Raw genomic sequence first — 22,433 nt, 5'->3', positions numbered from 1 at the left:
GACGGGGTCAAAAACAACTCGCCTGCGGCTCAAACAAGTTTTTGCCCTGAACCGTCTGGCCCTGCGCTCCTCGGCGCATCCACAAGGGGTGGGAGCGGGGACAAGGAATACCGAACAGCCAACAGCCGAAGACAGAAACCCGTATGTGTCTTCCTTCTTGTCCCCTCTCCCTCTGGGAGAGGGTTAGGGTGAGGGCCAGCAGCTTTCGCACCCGCAGCTACACATCAACTGCCGACGGCCCTGTCTTGCAGACCGCAGCCCAGGCTGAGCCTGGGCTTCTTCGCGCTGTCCAGATGCGCGCAGGCGCATCTGGAGCCGCAGCGCTCAGCCCCTGCCCTCTCCCAGAGGGAGAGGGAGTAAATTCATGGCCACCGCATCGCCGTCTTCTCTTGACCTGCCCTCCCTTTTTATCCCCGATCCCGATTGCCCCTTGTGGATGCGCCGAGGAGCGCAGGTTCAGGCGGATCAGGGATCGCGTTGTTTGAGCGAAGCGCAGCGAAGCGAGTTTAGCGAGACCCCGCCTGAACCGAGCACCGCAGGTTGCCCGTAGCGAAGCGGAGGGACGCAGCAACCAGGGTCGCCTTTTCTTTGGTGACTTTCTTTTGGCGAAGCAAAAGAAAGTTACTGGCCGCCGGGCCACTCCCGGCCAGCCGCCCTCAGCAAAGAGCACAAAGGAGAGCGCGCAAGCAGGCGCAAGACCCGGCCCCAAAACTCTACTTAACCCGATTCACCAAAAACACCCCAAATATCGCCAACCCCCCGCCGGCGAGCAGGCTGGCGCTCAAGGGCTCACCAAGGATGAGCCACCCCAACAACACCCCAAACACCGGCACCAGGTTGTTGAACACCACGGTCCGCGCCGCGCCCAGCTGCCGCAGGCCTTCGTAGTACCAGACAAAGGCCACGGCCGTGCCGAGCACGCCGAGGAACACCAGGCCGGCCCAGACTTCGGGTGTGAAGGATGCCGCGTGCACATGCGGGATGTCGCGCAGCGCCAGCAGCCCCAGAAACAGCGTGCCCCAGATCGCCGCCCACAGCGTGGCCAGCACCGGCGACAGGCCTTGCAGCAGCTTGCGGCCCAGCAGGGTGTAGACGGCCCAGGCGCAGACCGCGCCGAACATCGACAGCTCGCCCTTGCCGAGCGACTGCGCGATCTGCGACAGGTCGCCGCGCGTCACCACCACCCACACCCCCAGCAGGGCCAGCGCCACGCCCAGCCAGCGGGTGGCCGAGAGGCGGTCGCCCAGCAGCGCGGCGGCGATCAGCAGCGTGACCACCGGGTTGAGGGCGATGATCAGCGAGGTGCGCCCGGCCGGCAGCACCGACAGCGCCGTGAAGAACAGCAGGTTGTAGGCAAAGATGCCGGTCGCGCCCAGCGCCATGGTGCCCAGCAGCTGGCGCCGCGTGATGCGCGAGATGGCGCGCAGGCCTTCGGTGAAATGCAGGGCCGCCAGCAGGGCCAGCGTGGCGAACACAAAACGCACAAAACCCGCGGTCGCCGGCGGCAGGTGGGCTGAGATCACGCGGCCGGCGATGAAAGTGCCGCCCCACAGGACGGGCACGCAGGTCAGGCGCAGGTAAATGCTCCACAGCCTGGGGGTGGCGGGAACGGGCGTGGGGGCAAGGGGCGCGGTGGCAGTCGTCATGCTGTGGCTTTGTGAAAAACGGCAATTCGGGTAGATTTGATGCATGAGATTAGTTGTTAATCAATTCACTATCAAATGAGTATTCACTCATCATGACCCTGGCCCAACTCGAAGTGCTGATCACCCTGGACGAATGCCGCAGCTTTTCGCGCGCGGCCATGCGGCTGGGCACCACGCAGTCGGCTGTCAGCCATGCACTGCGCGCGCTCGAAACGCAGTTCGGCGTCAAGCTCGCGCTACGCGATGCCTCGGGCGTGTCCATGACCGACGCCGGCGAGCGCCTGCTGCTGCGCGCCCGCGAAATGACGGCGCTGGCCGCCACCATGACGCAGGAGCTCGGCGACGCGAGGGAGCTGAAAACCGGCACGCTGCGCATAGGCTCTTTCGGTCCCACCTCCACCGTCAACCTGCTGCCGCCGCTGCTGGCCGCGTTCAAGCAGCGCCACCCCGGCGCGCAGGTGCGCATCGAGGAAGAAAGCGACGAGGTCATTGACGACTGGCTGCTGCAAAAACGCGTGGAGCTCGGCTTCGTCGTGGTGCCCGACGAACGCTTTGAGGTGCTGCCGCTGGTGCAGGACGAATTCGTCGCCATCCTGCCTGCCGGCCATCCATTGGCTGAAAAAAAGGCCGTGCCCATCACCGCGCTCACGGGCCTGGACTTCGTGCTGACCGAGGCCGGCTGCGGGCCGGTCATCGTGCCCATTCTGCAGAAAAACATCGCGCTGCCCAAGGTGCTGTACCACTTCACGCAGATCATCTCCATCCTGCAGTTCGTGCAGCGCGGCCTGGCCGTCTCCGTCGCGGCGCGGCTGGCGCTGCCCGATGAGCCGCCCGGCGTGGTCTACCGGCCGCTGCTGCCCGCGCAGCCGCGCACCGTGGGCCTGGCCTGCCTGGACGCGGCAAAGCTTTCGCCGCTGGCGCGAGCCTTCTGGGAAACGGCTCGGGAGCAGGCCAAGGCTCCGGCGGCCGGCAAGGCCGGGCGCGGCAAACTTCCGGCCGCATGAGGCACGCGTATTGCTATCCATACTCTTATTAACGGTGTCTTCGGGGCAAACCCCGGCTTCGCTGCGCACGGCCTGCCGCCACAATAGGCCGCAACAACATCAAGAGGAGTGAGCATGAGGAACACGACGAGGGATTTCCAGGGCACACGCCGCGCCTTGCTGGGCCGGCTGGCCGGTGTGGCCGCAGCCGCCACCTTCATGCCGCTGGCATCGCGCGCGCAGGCGCCCGCACCGGGCCGCGCCATCCCGATTGCCGACATGCATTCGCACCTGGGCATCGTGGGCCGCACGCGCTCGCCGGCCGACCTCGCCACCGAAATGAAAACCCACGGCGCGACGCTGGTGTCCTGGTCCATCGTGGGCGATGCACCGTGGCTGGGCAACGGCCCCAAGGGCGTCATCCAGCAGGGCGAACCCACACCCGCCGAGCTCTCGGCCTTTTTTGAGAAAACACTCAACGGCATGCTGGCCTACGCCCAGCAAAACCAGCTGGCCATCGTGCGCACAGCTGCCGACGTGGACGCGGCCATGGGCGGCAAGCACTCGGTGCTGCTGGCCAGCGAGTCGGCCGAATTCATCAGCACCGACCTGGCGCCGCTGAAAAAAGCCTTCGACCTGGGACTGCGCCAGCTGCAGCTGGTGCACTACATCCGCAACCCCATAGGCGACTACTCGACCGCATCGCCGGTGCACAACGGCCTGAGCCCGCTGGGCCGGGAGCTCGTGAAGGCCTGCGAGGCGCACGGCATCCTGCTGGACCTGGCGCACTGCAGCACGCCGGCCATAGACCATGCGATGGAAATCGCCACCAAGCCCATGATCTGGTCGCACGGCTGGGTCGACAGCGACGCCGGCGGCTACCGCGACCAGTACGGCTACCTGATGCGGCGCCTGTCCGTGGACCAGGCCAAAAAGATCGCCGCGCGCGGCGGCGTGGTCGGCCTCTGGGGCCTGGGCCTGCGGCAGCCGGGCCAAGCCTACGGCTGGAAGGTCGGCCTGCAGGACCGCGCGGGTTATGCGCGCGAAGTGGCCAAGCTGGTCAACATGATAGGCGCCGACCACGTCGCCTTCGGCACCGACATTGCCGGCGTCGGCAGCGAATGGGCCATCAACGACTACAGCCACGTGCGCGAAATCGTGCAGTTGCTCGAAGGCCAGAAGCTGGACGCCGCCACGATTGAAAAAGTCGCCTTCGGCAATTTCGCCCGCGTGCTCAAGGCGACCTTGCCCGCGGCCTGAGCGCCATGCCGGTTTTCCAGATTGAAGCCATGAATACCGAGAACTTCCCCCAGGACATCTACACCGAGCCCGAGGTCGACCCCGACACCCTCGCCAACCTGGGGCCCTTGCGCGCCATGGCCGGCATCTGGGAAGGCGCGCGCGGCGCCGACGTCAAACCTGTGGTCACCGGCACCAAGACACAGGCTTATATCGAGCGCTATGAGCTGCACCCCATAGACGCGCAAACCAACGGCCCGCAGGCGCTCTACGGTTTGCGATATCACACCTTCATCCACAAGCCAGGCTTCACAAAAACGTACCACGACCAGGTCGGCTACTGGCTGTGAGAGCCGGCCACCAGCACCGTCTATCACACGCTCGCGATTCCGCGCGGCCAGGTGGCCATGGCCAGCGGCAAGGTCGCGGCCGATGCGACGCAGTTCGAATTGGTTTCCGAACGCGGCAGCCTCACCAACGGCATCGTCTCCAACCCCTTCATCGAGCACGCCTTCACCACGCTGGCCTGGCGCATTTCCGTCACGCTCAATGCCGACGGCAGCTGGTCCTACTTCCAGACCACGGTGATGCAGATCCAGGGCCGCGACCAGCCCTTCGACCACACCGACCGCAATACGCTGGTCAAGGTGGGCGAGCCCGCGCTCAACCCCAAGGCGCTGGCGAAGCAGCAGGGCACCACCGCATAACAACCGCTCAGGGTGCCAGCAACACCCGCGGCTCAAACTTCGCGCGCCGCGTGCTGAAAAAAGCCTTCACGTTGCGCACATTCGCATCGCTGGTGAACAGCCGCTGCGCCAGCGCGAGGTAACGTGGCATGTCGGCCACGTGCACCACCAGCATGAAGTCCGGCCCCGGCGACACGCGGTAGCACTGCTGCACGGCCTCGTCCGTGATCACACGCGTCTCAAAGGCCTCCTGCTGTTCGGCGCCCTGGCGTTCGAGTGTGATCTCGACCAGCGCCGTCAGCCCGTGGCCCGTGATCGCGGCCAGCTTGTCGACGTTGAGCAGCGCCACGTCGCGCTCCACCAGCCCGGCATCGCGCAGGCGCTTCACGCGGCGCAAGCAGGTGGGCGGCGAGATGTGGACGCGCTCGGCCAGGGCCTGGTTGCTCAGCGAGGCATCGGTTTGCAGGCTGTCCAGCAGTTTGAGGTCCGTGTCATCAAGCGTTATTTGTTCCATAAAATTACTGTAAATGAAATTAAATTCAATCAATCAAGAATTGTGAAATTAAATTCCACATTTAAAGAAAAATCAATCACATAACAAAATAACAAGTCCGTAGCATCAAGCCATTCTTTTTCAGGAGACCTCCATGTGCGGCATCGTTGCTTCCGTTTCGACCCGAAATATCGTTCCCATCCTGGTGCAGGGCTTGCAGCGCCTTGAATACCGCGGTTATGACTCCTGCGGCGTCGCCGTGTACAACGGCGGCCTCAAGCGCGCGCGCAGCACCTCGCGCGTGGCCGAGCTGCAGGAACAGGTCGCGAAAGACCATCTCGAAGGCGCCACCGGCATCGCCCACACCCGCTGGGCCACCCACGGCGCGCCCGTGGTGCACAACGCGCATCCGCATTTCAGCCACGGCAGCGGCGCCGCATCGCAGGCCAAGCCCGGCAAGGTCGCGCTGGTGCACAACGGCATCATCGAAAACTACGAAGAGCTGCGCGCCGGCCTCAAAGCCAAAGGCTACGTCTTTGAAAGCCAGACCGACACCGAAGTCATCGTGCACCTGATGGACAGCCTCTATGACGGCGACCTGTTCGAAGCCCTCAAGGCCACCGTCGCGCAACTGCACGGCGCTTACGCCATCGCCGCCTTCTGCAAGGACGAGCCGCACCGCGTCGTCGGCGCGCGCGCCGGCTCGCCGCTGATCCTCGGCGTCGGCAAAGGCAACGACGAGAACTTCCTCGCCAGCGACGCCATGGCCCTGGCTGGCGTCACCGACCAGATCGTCTACCTCGAAGAAGGCGACATGGTCGACATCCAGCTCGGCAAGTACTGGATCGCCGGCAAGGACGGCAAGCCCGCGCAGCGCGAGGTCAAGACCGTGCAGGCCCACAGCGGCGCCGCCGAGCTCGGCCCCTACCGCCACTACATGCAGAAAGAAATCTTCGAGCAGCCGCGCGCCATCGCCGACACGCTCGAAGGCGTCGAAGGCATAGTCCCCGAACTCTTCGGCGACGAAGCCTTCCGCGTCTTCAAGGACATCGACTCCGTCCTCATCCTCGCCTGCGGCACCAGCTACTACAGCGGCTGCGCCGCCAAGTACTGGCTCGAATCGATTGCCGGCATCCCCACGCAGGTCGAGGTGGCCAGCGAATACCGCTACCGCACCTCCGTGCCCAACCCCAAGACCCTGGTCGTCACCATCACGCAAAGCGGCGAAACGGCCGACACCCTGGCCGCGCTGCGCCACGCGCAAAGCCTTGGCATGACGCAGACCCTCACCATCTGCAACGTTTCCACCTCGGCCATGGTGCGCGAATGCAAGCTCGCCTACATCACGCGCGCCGGCGTCGAGATCGGCGTGGCATCGACAAAAGCCTTCACCACCCAGCTCGCGGGCCTGTTCCTGCTCACGCTGGCCCTGGCGCAAAGCAAAGGCAAGCTCACAGAGGAAGAAGAAGCCGGCCACCTCAAAGCCATGCGCCACCTGCCCGCCGCCCTGCAAGCCGTGCTGGCCCTCGAGCCGCAGGTCATCAGCTGGGCCGAAGACTTCGCGAAAATGGAAAACGCGCTTTTCCTCGGCCGCGGCCTGCACTACCCCATCGCCCTCGAAGGCGCGCTCAAGCTCAAAGAGATCAGCTACATCCACGCCGAGGCCTACCCCGCCGGTGAACTCAAACACGGCCCCTTGGCCCTGGTCACCAGCGCCATGCCCGTCGTCTGCGTCGCGCCCAACGACGCCCTGCTCGAAAAACTCAAAAGCAATATGCAGGAAGTCCGCGCCCGCGGCGGCGTCCTCTACGTGCTGGCAGACGCCGACAGCCACATCGAAAGCAGCGAAGGCCTGCATGTCATCCGCATGCCCGAACACTACGGTGCCCTCAGCCCGCTACTGCACGTGGTGCCGCTGCAGCTGCTGGCGTATCACACGGCCGTGGCGCGGGGGACGGATGTTGATAAGCCGCGAAATTTGGCGAAATCGGTCACTGTCGAGTGACGGATTTGGGGCGGCGTGCAACGCCGCACGGCGAAGCCGCCAGGTTTCTTGGTTTGGGGGAGCACTCATATCGCGAAGCGATGTGATGTGATCACCACACGCCACTGCAATCTTGCAAAGAGCGTGACCGTCGAATGACGGTCACGGTGCGCGCAAAAAAATACCGGCACGGAGCCGGTATCTAAAAACGGGTTTTCACCAGTCGGAGACTGGCGCGAGAGAGCCGCGCCAACAAAAAATCTTGGCCGCCTCCCATGACGGAGTGATGTCATGCATGAAACGGTTGCGTTCACGCCATGTGCGCCATGTCACGGATGTCGCTGCGCAGCGCCGCACGGTCAGATCCATGCATGGGAAGCGCGACCAGGAGTTCCAGGCGGCGGCGCAGCGAGTAGAGCGTTTGCAATGACATGGCTTTCAGCTCGGAGCTGTCGATGCCGGGCAGCAGGATCGCGGGGCTTCCCCACAAGGCGGTATCAGGTTGGCCGGGCCAGCTGGGGTGCTGACTGGCGGTGGCCTCGTCCAGCGAGATCACAAAGTCCATCCTGGGCGTGCCCAGGCGCGTGAACTCATTCCAGGATTTGCTGTGCAGGCCTGTGGTCGCAACCGATGCGGTTTCCAGCACCTCCAATACCGGCTCCGGGATGGGTCCGCCGGTGTGGCCCCGCGCGCCGCACGAAAACGCGTGGAATCGCCCCTTCCCAAGCTGGTTGAGGCACGCCTCGGCCAGGATGCTGCGGGCGCGATTGGCGCATGAGACGAAGAGCACGTGTATTGAAGATCTGGCCATGCTGGATTGGGAAGAGAAGTTACTGCTGTTATAGCCAAAAAAAATGACCGACGAAAAACGCCGGTATCACGCCTTGCGCGGATACGTGGCAAGCTTTCGGGCCGGGCGGTGATGTAGATGCCAACTCGCCACAGCAAGGTCATCTTCGACGCCGGCAAGCCAGGCCGTCTGCAGTGCGATTCGGCGGGCAAGGGCACCCCTGAACATCAGCGCCCGGCCCAAGCCGGTGAGCCTTTGGAGGCTGACGCTGCTGCCTCGTGTTCTCCGCATTCCAGAATCCAGGCCCTGAACGCGGCAAAAACAGGGCGATCAAGCCTGTCTGGTGCAAAGCATAGATAGTGACCCTGATCGAGCTCGATGGGCTTTCCCACCACGCAGGCAGTTCCTGATGCGATCTCCTCCTCAACCAGCGTCCTGGGAACGAGGCCGACGCCCAGACCGCTGACCACGGCTTGAATCACTGCCGAGTATTGGGCAAAAGTGGGGCCGGACATCGCCAGGACTTCGTCAATGCCGTGATGAGCCGCCCATCGAGGCCATGCGGAGACCGCTTGCTCGTGGTGCAAAAGGGTCTGGTCCAGAAGCTCACGCGCAGGCCGCTCCCTGCGCCCCTGTCTGGCTATCGAGGGTGCCGCGATGCACACGAATTCCCGGCCGGAGATGTACTCTGACTTGACGGCTCCCCACTCGCCCTTGCCGTATCGGATGGACGCATCGATGTCCAAAGGCTGCGGATCATTCGGTTCAAGGTGTTGCCGGAAGCTGAACTCGACCCCAGGATGGATTTTCCTGAAGTCAGCAAGCCGCGGGATCAACCACTTGCTCAAGAAGGTAGGTGCGCTGGCCAGCCGCAAGACACCTGAACTCGGTCCCCCGGAGCGGGCTTCAAACGTCGCCGTTTCTATAGACCTGAGACTTGGGGAAATCTTGGACCAGTAGTCCCGTCCGGCAGATGTCAGCCTCACGCCGCGCCCGGACTTTTGCAGCAGTTCCAGGCCGATGAATGCTTCAAGCCCTGTGAGCTGCTTGCTGATCGCGCTGACTGACACACAGAGGCTGGATGCGGCCCGAGTGAGGCTTTCATGACGCGCGACAGAATCGAACGCCAGCAATTCCTGAATGGTGGGGCAGCTTCTCTTCATGAAAGCAGTATGACAAATCGTTTCCAAATGCTCAACTGTTGTCGTTGAATTTTTCACTGGTGCTCAGGCTTCATCATAGACAAAATTTGCGACTGTGCAGCCTTGGTGATTTGTGAAGGTGGACTGCAAGGAAACAATTTAGAAATCTCGCAAGATGGTCCGCTTCCTTTCACTGATCTATGGCGTCTACCTGACGCTTCCGATCCTGCTGCTGCTTGTGGGGAGCTTTGGCGCGTCCTGGTCCAACACACTCCTGCCGACCGGCGTCACCGCCCGGTGGTACCTGGATCTCTGGTTCGATCCTTCCTTCCGGAAAGCCTTTGCCACCAGCCTTGTTGTGGCACTTTGCGCTTGCGCCATCAACACCGTCATCGCCGTCCCGCTGGCGTATTCACTGCATCACCGCGCAGGACAGCGTGGCGCCTTCGCAGGCCGCCTTGTGAGCGCGCTCCCGATCGCGGTTCCCACCATCACACTCGGATTTGGCTATGTCATCGTATTCAACACGGATACGCTTCCGTGGCTGGGCACACTACCGCTGCTGATTGCGGCGCATGCTGTACAGACATTGCCTTATCTCACTGCGACACTGCTCGCCGACCTCCGCCACCTTGGCATCGAGAAGCTGGAGGCCGCGGCTGCCACCCTGGGGGCTTCCAGCTGGCAGAGATTCTGGGGCGTGGCGATTCCCAATCTGCGGCATAGCCTGCTGAGTGGACTGGTCATGGTCGCCGCAATCTCCGTGGGTGAGTTCGGCCTGTCCAACCTGCTCACCAGTTTCCAGAACCGCACGTATCCGGTCGTCCTGCTCCAGGCTTTCTACGGGGCCACAGGCTTTGCCTGTGCAGCCACCGTGATTCTGTTGCTGCTGGCCAGCGCTTCGGCCGTCGTCTCCTCGTCCGTCATCAAAAGAATATGAGCCTCAAACTCGATCATGTCAGTTATCGGTATCCGGGAACGTCGCACGGTCTGACGGATTTCACGCTGGAAGTGCAGACCGGTGAACTGCTGGCCGTGGTGGGGCCCAGCGGCTCCGGCAAGTCCACCTTGCTCAAGCTGGTGTCGGGCCTGGCCAGCGGCTATTCGGGCACGATCCTGCTGCATGGGGAGGACATCTCCTCCAAGCCAGTCCACAAGCGGGACATCGGCGTGGTTTTTCAAAGCTATGCGCTGTTTCCCCATCTGGATGTCGCCGGCAATGTCGGGTACGGGTTGAAGTTGCGTGGCGTGCCGGCCGCCGAGCGGGCGCGGAAGGCAAAGGAATTGCTCGAGCTTGTGGGGATGGGCGACACCGCCGCCAAATCAGTGGATCAACTATCGGGCGGGCAGCAGCAACGGGTCGCCCTGGCCCGCGCCCTGGCGATCGGCCCCAAGGCCTTGCTGCTGGATGAGCCGCTGTCTGCGCTCGATGCGGGCATTCGCGCGCATCTTCGCGACCAGATTCGCTCGCTGCAGCGAAGATTCGGGGCCACGACCCTGCTGGTCACCCACGACCAGGAAGAGGCGCTCACCATGGCCGACCGGGTGGCGGTGATGAAAGACGGCGTCCTGCTGCAGGTGGGATCCCCGGAAACGATCTACGCCGAGCCGGCCAACCGTGCAGTGGCTGAGTTCATCGGCCTGTCGAACATCCTGGAAGCCAAGGTGCGGGGCCAGGACGAGATCGACCTGGGCTGGGCCATCCTTCGCGCGCCTACCGGAAACAGGTCAATTGGCGCCACGGTCCAGGCCCTGATCCGCCCGGAGCACATTCAAGCCGACCCTGAGATAACCACGATCAACCGCGTGGCGGGCCGCCTGACTGCCCGCCGCTATCTCGGGCCCGTGGTGCGCTACGACTTCAGCGTCCCCGGCAAAGCCGAACCGATTCTTGCCGAAGGCCTGCGCGAGGCCCGCGAAAGTATCGCCATTTCGCCCGATCACATCCGCCTTCTTGATTCCTGACCATCCAAACCGGAGATTTCCATGAAACGCAGAACACTCATCCAATTCGCAGGCCTGACTCCCCTGGCAAGCCTCTCTTGTCTTCCCGCATTCGCCTTCGACGGGCCGGAACTCTATGCGGGCGAGAAGGCGCTCTACGCCGCCGCCGAGAAGGAGGGCCTGGTCGTCTCCTTTGACACCGGACCGGAGTGGGCAAACTGGAAAGCCCTGTTCCGGGAGTTCAAGAAGCGCTATCCCGAGGTCGAGCTCACGTACAACGACCTGGGCTCAGCCGCCACCGTTGTGGCTTTGGAAAAGTCCAGGCGACGGCCTCAAGCGGATACAGCCTACTACTTCGCCGCCTCGGCGGTCGACGCCGTGAAGAAGGACGTGGTCGCCCCTTTCCAGCCAGTCAACTTTGAGAAACTGCCATCGGTGTTTCGCGAGGCTACCGGCAAATGGTTCACCATCCATACGCTTAACGTCGCCTTCCTGGTCAACAAGAAGCTGGTGAAGAATGTACCCGCGAGCTGGGCTGACCTGATGCAGCCGGAGTTCAAGAGCTCGGTGGTCTACCTGGACCCGCGCTCGACGGGTGTTGGTCAGGTCATCGTGTTTGCAGCCGCCTACGCCAATGGCGGTTCCGTCGACAACGTCAAGCCTGGCACCGACTATTTCGGGGCGCTCCACACCGCTGGAAACGTCATGCGCGTGGAAGGCACGACCCCTTATGCCAAATTCCTCAAAGGCGAGATTCCGGTCTGGATCAGCTACGAGAACGACGGCCTCAAGGCCAAGCACGTTGATGGCATGGGTGATGCGATGGAGGTGGTGATACCCAAGGAGGCGAGCGTCTCCGCACCCTATGCCATAAGCCTGGTCAAGAATGGACCCAACCCTAACAGCGCCAAGCTCTGGTTGAACTTCATCATGAGTGAAATGGGCCAGGGCCTGTTTGCTCAGGGCTTCGTTCGCCCATCGGTTCCCGGCATCAAGCTCGCCGCAGATGTGGCCGCCAAAATGCCGCCGGCGCCGCAGCTCAAGCCGCTCGACGTGATCAAGGCGTCCGAGCGCAAGGCGGATGTCGACAAACTCTGGGCCCAGGCAACCTTGGCGAAGTAAAGCATGACCATTTTGGAAAGACTTTCGATCCGGCAATTCGGGTCCTGGCCGGCATGGCTATTTCTTGCCGCATTTCTGGGACTTCCACTGGGCGCGTTGTTTGTGGAAGCGCTCTCAGAGCCCGCTTCGTTTGGGCGTGTTGTGGGAGACGGTCTTTTCGGGACGGCCATCAGGAACACCCTGTTGCTTGGCTTGATCTCAGGCGCTCTGTCGACGCTCGTGGGAGTGGCGATCGCCATCGAGCTGGCGCGCCAGCCTGAGTCGCGCCGGCGCGTGATGATGACCCTGCTGGGTCTGCCGCTCGCGTTTTCCGGTTTGGTGATCGCTTTTGGGTTCATCCTGGCTTTCGGACGTGCCGGCTTGGTCACGCAGTTGGCCGCGGGTGTTGGCGCGGACGCGGCGCTGGTGGGAAGCTGGCTTTACAGCGTATGGGGCCTGGGTTTCGCCTACGCCTACTATCTGGTGCCCAGGGTGGCGTTGTCTTTGTACCCGGTATTCAGCAATCTGGATGAGAGGCCCATGCTGGCTGCGCGAACCTTGGGAGCGTCCAGGCTGAGAGCCTTCTGGGACACCGTAGTCCCCGAAGTTCTCCCGTCCGTCATCACCGCGGCGACTACTGTCTCCGCATTGGCCATGGGAACCTACGGAACGGCTTTAGCCTTGGTAGGGACGCAGTTGAATATCCTGCCGCTGCTGCTCTTCGCCAGGGTCAGCGATGGCGCAGCAGATTTCCCCGCGGCCGCGGCGATGTCGCTGATTCTTATGGGGATCTGTATGCTCGTACTGTCGGGTGGTGACCTTGCAGCCCGCTTCCATCGCAGGAGTTCAAGCCGTGGCGCGTGAAGTTGATATTTCGACCCTATTGTCCAGACAGGCGGGGACGAGGCGCTTCACGCAGCCGATAGGAATGATAGGGCCCGGCGAGGGCGGCATTGAAGACTGCGAGGCCGCCTATGCCGCCGCGCAGGCGTTCGCACGGGCGGGACTGCACGTCATTTGTGGCGGCCGCGGAGGCGTGATGAAAGCTGCATCCGCGGGAGCCCGGGCTGCCGGCGGCGTGGTAGTTGGCATCCTTCCAGAGGATGACATCAGGGCGGCAAATCCGTATCTGACGGTGGCCATCGCCACGGGTATGGGCGAAATGCGCAATGCCCTTATCGCCCGGTCAAGTCTGTGCCTCGTGGCGATTGGCGGCGGAATCGGCACGTTGTCCGAGATTGCGCTTGGTCTCAAGTGGGGGAAGCGAGTCTTCGCCTTGAACTCAGACGCCGATCTTCCCGGGATGATCAAGGTTGAATCAGTGAATGAATTGATTGACGTCGTCCTCGAATGGTTGGCGGCGCATCCTTGAGCGTTGGTGGATCAGATGTTGGCGGAATTCAACAGGCCGGCGTAAAAGCTTCGATATCGGGCGTTGCGCATGGGCTGGGACCTGGATATCTCCAATCCGGGTGCCAGCCATTCAGTATCGATGCAGTTCTCCCGAAATGGTCCGGGAAAACTGTGATTCACGAATGAAAAAGCATTCGTATTGGCGCCCGAAAGCGTAAATCCTCCCGAGCTTTGTCCATCAGGCTGACACAGTAAATTGCGATCATTTCCAGGAGTCAAAAGCACAGCCCAGGAGAGAGAAAACATGGCCGCAGGGACCCTCGACAAGAAGTACCTGCGCCCACGGCCGCGGCGGGGTTTCACGCTCATTGAAATCATGGTGGTGCTGGTCATCATGGGCGTGCTCGCGGCGCTGATCGTGCCCAACCTGATGGAGCGCCCGGACCAGGCGCGCGCCACGGCGGCCCGCCAGGACGTGGGCGCCATCATGCAGGCGCTCAAGCTGTACCGGCTCGATAACGGCGAATATCCCAGCGCAACCCAGGGCCTGCGCGCGCTGGTGGAAAAACCCACCGCGGGCAAGGTTCCACCGAACTGGCGCAGCTACCTGGAGCGCTTGCCCAACGATCCCTGGGGCAAGGCCTACCAATACCTCAACCCCGGCACCAATGGCGAGATCGACGTGTTCTCGCTGGGCGCAGATGGGGAGCCGGGCGGAGAAAAAGCCAACGCCGACGTTGGTTCCTGGCAGTTGTAGGCGGCCGTCATGGGTGGAACCAGGGAGCAGTCCGCGGGCCTGCGGAGACAGGGCCGCATGAAGCGCCTTCACGCGCAGCAGGGCATGGCCATCGTCAGCATGCTGCTGGTCGTCGCCGTGATCGTGGTGCTGGCGGCGGCGCTGCTGGGAAGGCAGACCGCGGCCATCCACGCCGCCCAGACGGAGCAAACAAGGGCCCAGGCGCGCTGGCTGCTGCGCGGCGAGATCAGCCGCGCGCAGGGGGTCTTGCGCGAGCAGGCGCGGCGCAGCGCCGTCATCCGCCTCGACGGGCCCTGGAACCAGCCCGTGAGCGGGCAGGTCCTCGGTGAGGTTCAGGGTTCTCCCGCGCGCGCGTTCACCGAGATCATCGACGAGCAGTCCAGGTTCAACCTGCGCAACCTCGTGCGCTTCGGGCAGGTCGACCCGGCCGAAAGCGCCGCCTTCCTGCGGCTGTGCGCGCTGATTGACGTGCCGGCCGGGCAGGCGGCCCGCATCGCCCGCCGCGTGGTCGTCAGCCTGGTGGAAGCGGATGCCTCCTCAAGCCGGTCCGTCGCGCCGGAGGAAATCAAGGCGGCGCGGGACGCGGCGCAGGAACTGGGCTTGGCCAGCCTGCCGGCGCGCGAGCAGGCGCCGCGCCTGCGCGTGATCGAAGACCTGCTCGCCGTTCCCGGCATAGACGCCGGCAGCGTCGCGCGCCTGCGCCCTTATGCCACCGTGTTGCCGCAGCGAACATGGATCAACGCTAACACCGCCAGCGCCGAAGTGCTGGCGGCCTGGGTACCCGGGCTGGCGCTGGACCGCGCCCGCGAGGTGCTCAAGGCACGCGACAGCGGCCAGTGGTTCATCAACCGCGGCGATTTTGTGTACCGGCTTCAGATGCCCGAGCTCAAGCCGGGCGAGGTCCTCGTCGGCATCACCAGCCGGTGGTTTCGCGTCTCCAGCGCATTGCAGATGAACCGCACCACGCTGCTGATGCAGGCATTGGTGCACGACGACATGGAAGCCTTGCCGCAGGTGGTGTGGCTGCGGGAGGGCGCCTGACATGGCGCGGGTCGATCTTCTGCGGCTGATGCTGCCGGCCGCGCGGCACCTGGCGACGTCACCCGTGCGCTGTGCCTGGCGCACGCCGCAGGGCGGGTGGCAAGGCGCAACGTTCCAGAGCCTGGCATCGGCCGCCGCCAACTGCCAGCCCAGGCGCATAGAGGCCTGCCCGCACCCGGCCGACGTGTCGATGGCGGAGATCGAACTGCCGCCCCTGCCGGCCGGGCGCATGCGCGCCGCAGTGCTCGGCGCCGTCGAGCTGATGGCGCTGGCGGCGCCGAAGAAACTCGCGGTGGGCTTCGGCCCGCGCAGCACAGGGGGTACGGTGCCCGTGGCGTGGATGAACGCCGATGCCTTGTCGGCCTGCCTGCGCGAACTGCGCGAACACGGCCTGGCCGCGCAGGCCGTGTTCCCGCCGCCGGCCTTCCTGCCCGGCCCGGAGGATGCATCCTCGCCGGAACACACGGCAAGCGCGATGCTGATCGACGGTTGGGCGCTTGTGCGCACCGGTGTGGCTACGGGCATCCTGCATCCGGTTCCCATGGGCTCCATGAATCCTGTGCAGGCCGAGGCGAGATTGCGGCCCCTCCTGCCCGAGTCATTGCCGCTGCGCTGGTTGACGTTTGGCGAGGAAGGCGAAGCCGGTCAAAGCCAGGCGCCCGCGCCCTGGTCAGGAACCGGGTGGAGCTGGACGCTGCCCATGGGTAAAAGCCCAGCCCACGGCATGGACCACCCTTGGCTGCGACCGGCCATAGGCTGGGCCGCGGCGACCGCCGCCGTGTGTTTGCTCGGCCTCAACCTCCACGCCTCGCGGGTCGCCGCGCAGGGTCAAGCCTTGACGCGGCAGATGGCGGCGCAGGTCAAGGCCGCTTTCCCCGAGGTATCGGTGGTCCTCAATCCGCTGCAGCAGGCGCGGCAGCTGCGCGACGCGCGCAAAGCGGGGGGCGTGATCGTGGAGTCGGCGGACTTCGCCGCGCTGGTGCGCGCGTCCGCGGGCTTGCTGCCACGCGCCCAAGGGCAGGTGCAGCGCCTGGACTTCCGCGACGGCCAATTGCACATCCGGTGGCGGGAGGGCGCGATGCTCAGCGCCGACGAAACAAAGGCCTTGCAGGCGCAGGCCCGGGAGCGCGGCCTGGCGGTGCAGTTCGAGGACGGCGGGCTGCGCATGCAAGCGGCCTCCGGCACGAAGAGCGACAAGGCTGCGCCCGCGGTGAGGGTGGCGGCTTCGGGAGCGGTGCCATGAGTGCCTGGCCGGGGGCTCTCCATGCGCGGCGCCTTCAGGCCCGCCTGCAGCCTGTGCTTGCACAGGCGCGGAGCCGCTGGCGCGGGCTGTCGCAGCGCGAGCGCAAACAGATCCTGGGCATGCTGGCCGTCGTGGCCGTGGCATTCGTCTGGCTGGTACTGGTCAAGCCGCCGCTGGCCACGCTCCGGCACTGGAACACTGAATTGCCCCGCCTGCGCTCGCAGGCCGCGGCGCTGGCGGATGTGTTGTCCGATGCCGGAAGCCCCGCCACCGCCGCCGCGAGTTCTTCCGCCGGGCCTGCCGAACGCGTGCGGGCCAGCCTGGATGCGTCGGGCCTGGCGGGCGCCTACCAGTTGCGCGAGGCCGGCGCCGCATGGGAAATCGAATTCGGGGACGCCGCCGCGGCCTCCCGGGTGATGGACTGGCTGCTGGCCGCGCCGGCGTCCCTGGGAATGGTGGTGCAGCAGGCCACCTTGCAACGCTCAGAGGACGGCGCTTCGCCCGGTCAGAAAAGCCACGTCCGGGCCACGGCCACGGTGGCGCTGAAACGACAACCAGGGAATGGATCATGATGCGAGCCACTGCGGGTCAAATGGGAAAGCGCTATGCGCTGCTGTGTTGCATGGCCCTGGCGGGATGCGCCGCGACCGCGCCGGAGGACGCGCTGTTCCGGGAGGGAAATTACGTCCCGAGTTCCGGCGCGGGCGCTGACGCCGCCGCCGCGCCGCCGCGCGCCCAGGGGATGCCGCCCGCGCCGGGCGCCACGAGCCCCGTGGTGCGCCCGGTGGCGCAGGCCAGGCGCCCGGCAGGCGCCACGCCGGCGCGCGCGCCCGCGGCGGGCGCCGAAGACAAGGTGATACTGAATTTTGTCGACGCGGACATCCAGGCCGTGATCTCGGCGCTGTCCCGCTTCCTGGGGCGCAACTTCCTGATGGACCCGCGCGTCAAGGGCCAGATAACGCTGGTCTCCGACGGCGAGATCGCGTCGGCAACGGCTTACGACATGCTGGGGTCGGCGCTGCGCATGCGCGGCTTCACCATCGTCGATGTCGGCAAGGTCAGCCGCGTGGTGCCGGTCGCCGATGCGAAGCTGCAAGGCGGCGCCGTCAATGCGGCCCAGCCCAGGGGCGGCATCGCCACGCGGACCTTCCGGCTGGCCTATGAGAACGCCGATGCGCTGGTGCCGGTGCTCAAGCCGATGATCGCGCCTGAAAGCAGCATCGCCGCCTACGCGGCCAACAACACCCTGGTCATCACCGACTATGTCGACAACCTGGAACGCATCGCGCGCATCGTCGAAAGCATAGACACGCCGGCCTCGCTCGACACCGAGGTGGTCAAGGTCCACAACGGCGTGGCGATGGACATCGCGGGCCTGGCCAACGAGCTGCTGCAAGGCGGGGGCAAGGACAGCCGCAACGACATCGTCGTGCTGGCCGACCCGCGCTCGAACAGCGTGATCGTCCGTTCAAGCAGCCCGGCGCGCACCGCGCTGGCGCGCGACCTCATCGTCAAGCTCGACAACACGCAGGAGGACCCGGGCAACCTGCATGTGGTGTACCTGCGCAACGCCCAGGCGACCTATTTGTCCGGCGTGCTCAGGGGCCTGCTCACCGGCGACTCGGGCGGCAGCGCCCTGGGAAGCGGCGACAGCGCCCGTGCCGCGCTCGGCGCCGGCGGCATGAGCAGCGGGGCCGGCGCCGCGGGCGCTGCCGGCGGCAGCGGCAATACAGGCGGGGCAGGCGGCACAGGCAGGGCCAATTCCTCCGCGTCGGGCTCGGGCACACGAAGCACGTCGAACAACAGCGGCGGCGGCAGCGCGCGTTTCGGCGCCGCTGGCGGCGCGGGCGGCTCCCAGCAGAGCGGCGCCGGCGGTGCGGGCGCGGCGTTTTCTTCCAACGGCGTGACGGTGCAGGCCGACGCCACCACCAACACGCTCATCATTGCGGCACCGGAGCCCATGTACCGCAGCATCCGCCGCGTGATCGACCTGCTCGACCAGCGGCGCGCGCAGGTGCTGGTCGAAAGCCTGATCGTCGAGGTCACGGAAGAGGACGCGGCGCAACTGGGCATCCAGTGGATGCGCAACAACGGCCGCTTCATAGGCGGCACCAACCTCGGCGGCGCGGGACTGAACAACAGCGCGAAAAACACCGTAGACCTGCTTCCCAAGGGGCTTAGCCTGGGCATTGTCGACGGCAGCGTGAACCTGCCCGGGGTGGGCGAGATTCTCAATCTCAACCTGCTGGCGCGCGCGCTGCAAACCAAGGGCGGGGCCAACATCCTCTCGACGCCCAACATCCTCACGCTGGACAACGAAGTGGCCTCCATCATCGTCGGCAAGACGGTTCCCTTCGTCTCCGGCCAGTACATCACGCCGGGCGGCGGCGGCTCGGACAATCCCTTCCAGACCGTGACGCGCGAGGACATCGGCCTGCAACTCAAGATCAGGCCGCAAATCTCCGAAGGCGGAACCGTCAAGCTGGACATCTACCAGGAGGTCTCCAGCATCGACGAGCAGAACTCCGGCACGGCGGGCATCGTGACCAACAAGCGGGCGCTGGATACCAGCGTGCTGCTCGACGACGGCCAGATCATGGTCCTGGGCGGGCTGCTGGAGGACAGCGTCACCAACAGCACGGACTCGGTGCCGGGTCTCGGGTCGATTCCGCTGTTGGGCCAGCTGTTCCGCTCCGACAAGCGCCAGCGCGTGAAGACCAACCTGATGGTCTTCCTGCGGCCCTATGTGATCCGCGACGCCAATGCCGGCCGCGGCCTGACCCAGGACCGCTACAACTTCATGCGCACCCAGCAAAGCCGGGGGCAGCCCGCCAAAAATATCCTGTTGCCGGACATGTATGCACCCATCCTGCCGCCGGCCGATGTGCCCGTGGCCGGCGGCAAGCCCAAGGTGGACCTGCGGCCGGAACAGTGGAGCAGCACGCGCGAGCAGCCGGCGCCCGCGACGCAGATATCCGGCGAGGTGCGCGAGCGGCCCGCGCGGGCCGGTTCGAAAGAGCCTGAAATACGGACCCAGCTGCCTTCCAACGTCGGCGTGACCGGCGACCCTTCGGTGCTCTACGCCACACCCCAAAATGATCGCAGCGTGCTGCAGGTCGCCGACGTGGCGCGCGAAGAGGACGCGGTGCGCATCGCCAAACGCGTGCGCATCAGCGGCATGGCCGCATACGTCGTGGCCGGCCCGGGTGGCATCGGTTACGCGGTGCGGGTGGACCTGCCGCGCGATGCCCGCTCGGTGGACACCGCCGTCGGCGTGCTGCGCGAGCTGGGCTACCAGCCGGAGATCGTGGTGGCGCCATGAAGCCGGCCGAGCCTCAGTCAGTTGCCGCCTTGCCGCATGCCTGGGCGCGCATCCAGCGCATCGTGGTGTGTGGTGAGGGCGAAGCCCTGGTGCTGGCACTCAGTGCGCGCACGCCGGGCTGGGCCCTGGTCGAAGCGCAGCGCCAGACCGGGATCTATGCCTGGCGCGAAGTGCCGGAAGCGGAAATGGATGCGCTGCTGTCCGCCAACCATGCCGAGACAGGCAGTGCCGCCGCCGTGGTGGGCGCGGCCGAGTCCGAGGTAGACCTCGAAAGGCTGATGCAGGACATCCCGGCGGTGACCGACCTGCTCGATGCGCAGGACGACGCCCCGGTCATCCGCATGATCAACGCGCTGCTCGCCCAGGCCGCGCGCGACGGCGCCAGCGACGTGCATTTCGAGGCCTTCGAGACCCATTCGGTGGTGCGCTACCGCGTGGACGGCACGCTGCGCGACGTGGTCTCGCCGCGCAAGGCGCTGCACGCCGCGCTGATCTCGCGCATCAAGATCATGTCGCAGCTGGACATCGCCGAAAAGCGAATCCCGCAGGACGGGCGCATTACCCTGCGCGTGGGAGGGCGTCCCATCGACGTGCGCGTCTCTACCGTGCCCACGGTGCACGGCGAGCGCGCCGTGCTGCGCCTGCTGGAAAAAGACGCCGGCCGGCTGCAGCTGCAGCGCCTGGGCCTGGCGCCCGACACGCTGGCAGAACTCACGCGCCTGATCCGCCAGCCGCACGGCATCGTGCTGGTGACGGGCCCGACCGGCAGCGGCAAGACCACCACGCTGTATGCCGCGCTCGGCCAGCTCGACAAGAGCGTGAGCAACATCCTCTCGGTGGAAGACCCCGTCGAATACGACCTGCCCGGCGTCAACCAGATTCCGGTGCACGCCAAGATCGGCATGACCTTCGGCGCCGCCTTGCGCGCGGCGCTGCGCCAGGACCCGGACAACATCATGATCGGCGAGATACGCGACCTGGAAACCGCGCAGATCGCCGTGCAGTCCTCGCTCACCGGGCACGGCGTGCTCGCCTCGCTGCACACCAACGATTCGGTCTCCGCGGTCACGCGCCTGACCGATATGGGCATCGAGCCGTTTTTGTTGTCGTCGTCATTGCTGGGCGTTCTGGCCCAGCGGCTGATACGCTGCCTGTGCCCCGAATGCAAACGCGGCGAGCCGCAGCCCGACGGCAGCACCCGCTGGGTTCCCGTGGGTTGCGTGCATTGCAGCCAGTCCGGCTTCAAGGGGCGCACCGGCATCCATGAACTCTTTGTCATCGACGACGAGGCGCGCCGCATCATCCACGACGGCGGCAACGAACACGCCCTGCGCGAGGCGGCCCGGCGCCGCGGCATGCGCACCATGCGCGAGGACGGCCAGCGCTGGGTTGCTGCGGGCATCAGCACGCCGGAAGAAATCCTGCGCGTCACGCGCGACGACGGATAGGGCGATGCGCGATGTCACGCTTTCATTTTGAAGCCGCCGACGCGAACGGGAAAATCCAGGCCGGTACCCTGGACGCCGAATCATCGCGCGCCGCGCGGCTGCAGCTGCGCGAACGCGGGCTGGCGGCGCTGGACGTGCATGAGGCGGCAGGCGCGGGTGGCGCGTCGTGGCTGGGCCCCCGGCTCAGCGCCGCGGATTTGTGCTGGGCAACACGCGAACTGGCCAGCCTCCTGAGCGCGCGCCTGCCGCTCGAATCGGCCCTCGTGGCCACCATCGAACAGGCCGAGCACAAAGTCACCGCCGAGGCGCTCACGGCCGTCTGCAACCATGTGCGCGGCGGCATGCGCCTGGCGGACGCATTGGGCGAACGCCCTCGCGACTTTCCCTTGATCTACCGCGCGCTGGTCAGCGCCGGCGAAGACTCGGGCGACCTGGCGCGCGTGATGGAGCGCCTGGCCGACTACCTGGAGAACCGCGACAACCTCAACAGCAAGATGCTCACGGCCTTCATCTACCCGGGCGTGGTGGCCTTCGTCTCGGTATGCATCGTGATTTTCCTGCTCGGTTATGTGGTGCCGCAGGTCGTCAGCGCGTTTTCGCAGGCGCGCCAGGAGCTGCCCATGATCACGCAGGTCATGATCGCCGCCAGCCGCTATGTGCGTGAATGGGGCGGCTTCAGCGTGATCGCATTGGCGGGCGCGTTTGCGCTGTGGCGCTGGTCCTTGCGCGACGATGCCTTTCGGCTTCGATGGCACAGTGCCTTGCTGCGCGTGCCCATGGTGGGGAGGTACGTGCTGGGCGTCAACACCGCGCGTTTCGCGTCGACGCTTTCCATCCTGATGGATGCCGGTGTTCCCTTGCTGCGCGCGCTCGACGCGGCGCGCCAGACCATGGGCAACGACCGCCTCAAGGCCTGCGCGGCCGACACCAGCGCGCGTGTCAGGGAAGGCGCGCCGCTTGCGTCCGCGTTGCGTGTGCAGAAGGTCTTTCCGCCCAACCTGATTCACCTGGTCGCCAGCGGCGAGAAGACCGGCGCGCTCGCGCCCATGCTGGACCGCGCCGCCGCCAATCTCTCGCGCGACCTGGAGCGCCGCGCGGCGCGCCTCACGGCGCTGCTGGAGCCCATGATGATCCTCGGCATGGGCGGCGTGGTCATGCTGATCGTGCTCGCGGTGCTGCTGCCCATCATGGAAATCAACCAGATGGTGAAGTGAAGAGCGGGCGGCATGCGCCGCCATGCACAACCAGGCCGCCGGTGAAG

Annotated in this window: 19 protein-coding genes and 1 pseudogene; 16 read left to right on the top strand and 4 right to left on the bottom strand. The window is 65.4% G+C overall.

Features of this window, described 5'->3' with window-relative positions; translation table 11 throughout:
• Nucleotides 1-713 precede the first annotated feature (713 nt).
• Nucleotides 714-1,646, bottom strand: a complete 933-nt coding sequence (locus ACLV74_RS21535; protein WP_411881460.1) for a DMT family transporter — start codon at nt 1,644-1,646, stop codon at nt 714-716.
• Between the two features lie 92 nt (nt 1,647-1,738).
• On the opposite strand from ACLV74_RS21535, the gene ACLV74_RS21530 reads away from it, so the two are divergent.
• The 3 genes and pseudogenes from ACLV74_RS21530 (at nt 1,739) to ACLV74_RS21520 (ending at nt 4,575) form a co-directional block, all read left to right on the top strand.
• Nucleotides 1,739-2,650, top strand: coding sequence for a LysR family transcriptional regulator (locus ACLV74_RS21530; protein ID WP_411881459.1), 912 nt, complete (start codon nt 1,739-1,741; stop codon nt 2,648-2,650).
• A 114-nt stretch (nt 2,651-2,764) separates the two neighbouring features.
• Entirely contained in the window at nt 2,765-3,889 is a 1,125-nt protein-coding gene (locus ACLV74_RS21525; RefSeq protein WP_411881458.1) for a dipeptidase, read from the top strand.
• A gap of 29 nt (nt 3,890-3,918) precedes the next feature.
• A pseudogene (locus ACLV74_RS21520) lies at nt 3,919-4,575 on the top strand (FABP family protein).
• A 7-nt stretch (nt 4,576-4,582) separates the two neighbouring features.
• Here ACLV74_RS21520 and ACLV74_RS21515 read toward each other — a convergent pair.
• Complete coding sequence (locus ACLV74_RS21515; protein ID WP_411881457.1) at nt 4,583-5,068, bottom strand: Lrp/AsnC family transcriptional regulator; 486 nt, start codon at nt 5,066-5,068, stop codon at nt 4,583-4,585.
• Between the two features lie 133 nt (nt 5,069-5,201).
• Here ACLV74_RS21515 and glmS point away from each other — a divergent pair, with 133 nt between their 5' ends.
• Entirely contained in the window at nt 5,202-7,052 is a 1,851-nt protein-coding gene (glmS, locus tag ACLV74_RS21510) for a glutamine--fructose-6-phosphate transaminase (isomerizing) (protein ID WP_411881456.1), read from the top strand.
• A 289-nt stretch (nt 7,053-7,341) separates the two neighbouring features.
• Here the strand turns inward: glmS and ACLV74_RS21505 are convergent, their stop codons facing one another.
• Entirely contained in the window at nt 7,342-7,842 is a 501-nt protein-coding gene (locus ACLV74_RS21505) for a protein tyrosine phosphatase (protein ID WP_411881455.1), read from the bottom strand.
• Between the two features lie 206 nt (nt 7,843-8,048).
• Nucleotides 8,049-9,041 carry a LysR substrate-binding domain-containing protein gene (locus tag ACLV74_RS21500; protein WP_411881454.1) on the bottom strand — a complete coding sequence of 331 codons (993 nt, stop codon included), beginning with the start codon at nt 9,039-9,041 and terminating at the stop codon, nt 8,049-8,051.
• A 97-nt stretch (nt 9,042-9,138) separates the two neighbouring features.
• Here ACLV74_RS21500 and ACLV74_RS21495 point away from each other — a divergent pair, with 97 nt between their 5' ends.
• The 12 genes from ACLV74_RS21495 (at nt 9,139) to gspF (ending at nt 22,386) form a co-directional block, all read left to right on the top strand.
• Nucleotides 9,139-9,903: an ABC transporter permease gene (locus tag ACLV74_RS21495; RefSeq protein ID WP_411881453.1), complete on the top strand. Its 765-nt coding sequence runs from the start codon at nt 9,139-9,141 to the stop codon at nt 9,901-9,903.
• Nucleotides 9,900-10,928 (top strand): ABC transporter ATP-binding protein, encoded by a 1,029-nt coding sequence (locus ACLV74_RS21490; RefSeq protein ID WP_411881452.1) that lies wholly within the window; start codon nt 9,900-9,902, stop codon nt 10,926-10,928. The genes ACLV74_RS21495 and ACLV74_RS21490 overlap by 4 nt, the downstream gene beginning before the upstream one ends.
• 21 nt (nt 10,929-10,949) lie before the next feature.
• Nucleotides 10,950-12,029 carry an extracellular solute-binding protein gene (locus ACLV74_RS21485; RefSeq protein ID WP_411881451.1) on the top strand — a complete coding sequence of 360 codons (1,080 nt, stop codon included), beginning with the start codon at nt 10,950-10,952 and terminating at the stop codon, nt 12,027-12,029.
• A 3-nt stretch (nt 12,030-12,032) separates the two neighbouring features.
• The gene (locus ACLV74_RS21480; protein ID WP_411881450.1) at nt 12,033-12,872 is read left to right on the top strand and encodes an ABC transporter permease; all 840 of its coding nucleotides are present in this window, start codon (nt 12,033-12,035) and stop codon (nt 12,870-12,872) included.
• A complete protein-coding gene (locus tag ACLV74_RS21475) occupies nt 12,862-13,380 on the top strand; it encodes a TIGR00725 family protein (protein WP_411881449.1) in 519 nt (172 codons plus the stop codon). Before ACLV74_RS21480 ends, ACLV74_RS21475 begins: the two co-directional genes overlap by 11 nt.
• Nucleotides 13,381-13,665: 285 nt before the next feature.
• Nucleotides 13,666-14,118, top strand: coding sequence for a type II secretion system major pseudopilin GspG (gene gspG / locus ACLV74_RS21470; RefSeq protein WP_411881448.1), 453 nt, complete (start codon nt 13,666-13,668; stop codon nt 14,116-14,118).
• A gap of 57 nt (nt 14,119-14,175) precedes the next feature.
• Nucleotides 14,176-15,159, top strand: a complete 984-nt coding sequence (gene gspK, locus ACLV74_RS21465) for a type II secretion system minor pseudopilin GspK (protein ID WP_411881447.1) — start codon at nt 14,176-14,178, stop codon at nt 15,157-15,159.
• A gap of 1 nt (nt 15,160) precedes the next feature.
• Entirely contained in the window at nt 15,161-16,402 is a 1,242-nt protein-coding gene (gene gspL / locus ACLV74_RS21460; protein WP_411881446.1) for a type II secretion system protein GspL, read from the top strand.
• Entirely contained in the window at nt 16,399-16,974 is a 576-nt protein-coding gene (gene gspM / locus ACLV74_RS21455) for a type II secretion system protein GspM (protein WP_411881445.1), read from the top strand. Before gspL ends, gspM begins: the two co-directional genes overlap by 4 nt.
• Nucleotides 16,971-19,724 carry a type II secretion system secretin GspD gene (gspD, locus tag ACLV74_RS21450; protein ID WP_411881444.1) on the top strand — a complete coding sequence of 918 codons (2,754 nt, stop codon included), beginning with the start codon at nt 16,971-16,973 and terminating at the stop codon, nt 19,722-19,724. Before gspM ends, gspD begins: the two co-directional genes overlap by 4 nt.
• Nucleotides 19,721-21,172, top strand: coding sequence for a type II secretion system ATPase GspE (gspE, locus tag ACLV74_RS21445; RefSeq protein WP_411881443.1), 1,452 nt, complete (start codon nt 19,721-19,723; stop codon nt 21,170-21,172). Before gspD ends, gspE begins: the two co-directional genes overlap by 4 nt.
• Before the next feature lie 11 nt (nt 21,173-21,183).
• Complete coding sequence (gene gspF, locus ACLV74_RS21440) at nt 21,184-22,386, top strand: type II secretion system inner membrane protein GspF (protein WP_411881442.1); 1,203 nt, start codon at nt 21,184-21,186, stop codon at nt 22,384-22,386.
• Nucleotides 22,387-22,433: the final 47 nt, after the last annotated feature.

Source organism: Polaromonas sp. YR568, from assembly GCF_943369415.1.
Classification (GTDB): domain Bacteria; phylum Pseudomonadota; class Gammaproteobacteria; order Burkholderiales; family Burkholderiaceae_C; genus Polaromonas.
This window is presented reverse-complemented; position numbering and strand designations above follow the sequence as displayed.